The sequence below is a fragment of the Ruminococcus sp. Marseille-P328 genome, assembly GCF_964249465.1.
Taxonomy (GTDB): domain Bacteria; phylum Bacillota; class Clostridia; order Lachnospirales; family Lachnospiraceae; genus Blautia_A; species Blautia_A faecis.
Genome location: NZ_CAXUBQ010000045.1, coordinates 17828 through 19717, shown reverse-complemented (window position 1 = coordinate 19717; position 1890 = coordinate 17828). Strand labels below are relative to the sequence as shown.

At 41.4% G+C, this 1890-nt stretch carries 3 protein-coding genes; 2 read left to right on the top strand and 1 reads right to left on the bottom strand.

Going from position 1 to position 1890, the window contains the following annotated elements; genetic code table 11:
- The first annotated feature begins 170 nt into the window (after positions 1-170).
- Together ACESTK_RS19955 and ACESTK_RS19950 are read left to right on the top strand one after the other, a co-directional pair.
- On the top strand, positions 171-728 hold the full coding sequence (locus ACESTK_RS19955; RefSeq protein WP_118577975.1) for a biotin transporter BioY: 558 nt from the start codon (positions 171-173) through the stop codon (positions 726-728).
- Positions 712-1128: a DUF1284 domain-containing protein gene (locus ACESTK_RS19950; RefSeq protein WP_306467730.1), complete on the top strand. Its 417-nt coding sequence runs from the start codon at positions 712-714 to the stop codon at positions 1126-1128. The genes ACESTK_RS19955 and ACESTK_RS19950 overlap by 17 nt, the downstream gene beginning before the upstream one ends.
- A gap of 79 nt (positions 1129-1207) precedes the next feature.
- Here ACESTK_RS19950 and ACESTK_RS19945 read toward each other — a convergent pair.
- The coding region (locus ACESTK_RS19945; protein WP_373120592.1) for a leucine-rich repeat domain-containing protein at positions 1208-1890 on the bottom strand (683 nt) is incomplete at its 5' end.

Sequence of the window (1890 nt, the reverse complement as noted above, 5' to 3'; positions counted from 1 at the left end):
TTGATGGAAGCATTATACTACATTGGGACATTTTCCTTTATGGTATATTAGGACATTATCATAAATGGTTCATAGAATTGTAAACCAAAAATAAATAATAGGTTGACAATTGTAACGTAACTGTGTTAGATTGTATCTGACAAAAATAATATTTACTCGAGGAGGAGAATATGAGTACCGTAACCGCAACAAAGACAAAAACATACGACCTGGCATACATAGCTATTTTCGCCGTACTGATCGCAATCTGTTCCTGGATTTCCATTCCGATGACAGTGCCGTTTACATTACAGACATTTGGTGTATTTATGGCTGTTGGTGTGCTTGGTGGAAAGAGAGGCAGCCTGGCTGTACTGGTTTACATTTTACTTGGAGTTATTGGTGTTCCCGTATTTGCAGGATTTTCAGGAGGACTTGGTATTCTTCTTAACAATACCGGCGGTTACATCATCGGATTTCTTTTCTCCGCCCTGGTAATGTGGGCAATGGAATCCCTCTGGGGCAAAAAGCCTGTTATTCAGATTCTTTCCATGGTAGTCGGCCTGATCGTCTGCTATGCAATGGGAACTATCTGGTTTATGGTTGTATACACACGTACAACAGGAGCTGTTGGAATTGGAACCGTACTGGGCTGGTGCGTAATTCCATTTATCATTCCTGATCTTGTGAAGATTGCTTTGGCATTTGTTTTGTCCAGAAGGGTACGCAAGCTTGTACCAATGCAGTAAAAAAGAACGTCAGACATATCCCATTCGCCCTCATCACGGGATGTGCCTGGCGTTTTTTATCGGAAACGGCTACAGCACTGGATTTACAGCCCATATGCAGGAAATGCTGGAGCTTTTTACAAAAGGGGCAGATGTTTGTCTCACAGTAAAAACTGACGAAATCTGCTCAGCCTGTCCAAACAATAGCCAGGGAATCTGCGAGGCAGCCGAGAAGGTGAAAAGATATGACAATGCAGTGCTGGCAGAATGCGGCTTAAAAGAAGGTCAGAAACTTGCATTCCCGGAATTTACCGAAGCAGTACAGAAAAAAATCATTGAAACGGGAAAAAGAACGAAAATCTGCGGCGATTGCCAGTGGAACCGGATCTGCCAGGAACAGCCGAGTCGGTGGAGTAAATAAAGCAGCTCTCGCGGAAAAATACAGAGAACCGGATATCCAGCACTTTGCGGAATCCGGTTCTTTGTGTTTTAAAGATTATTTATTTGACTTTAGCTTTTTTATTAAGTCCCCGTTTCTTAAGGATCTGGTTATAAAGAACTTTCTGCTTTTTCGGAACTTTTACAGTAGCTTTTGGACTTGTATTTTTGAATGCGTTTTTGCCAATGTTCTTTAATGTAAGCCGGCTGGATTTGATGGTAATGGAAGTAAGTTTTTTGCAGCCGTAGAATGAATTTTTACCTATTCTTACAATATTCTGACCAATTACCACTTTTTTCAGCTTACGGTTATTTTTGAAAGCATTGGTGGAAATTTCAGTTACTTTGTAGGTGGCACCTTTTATTTTTATTGTAGTTGGAATGGTGACACTGGTTTTTACTTTATTTCCAATAAAGGCAACTGTCTGGCTGGAAGAACGGCTGCTTGTAACTTTGTATATGTTTCCAGTTTTTTTATCTGTAATTTTTGTTCCAACTGAAACGGATGGAGTCGGTGTTACAGTTGGGGCAGAAGTGATTGCCGGTGTTGGTGTGGCTGTTGGAACCGGAGTCACGGTTGGCATTGGAAGCTTGGCAATTGTCTCAGTTCTCGTTACACCACAAACAGTACAGGTGTATGTTTTTACGCCTTCTTCTGCAATTGTTGCAGGTTTGGTGATTACGCCGTTATTCCAGGTGTGCTTGCCGGAAGCAGGAATTTCAGTTATATCTTTTTTGCTGTCAC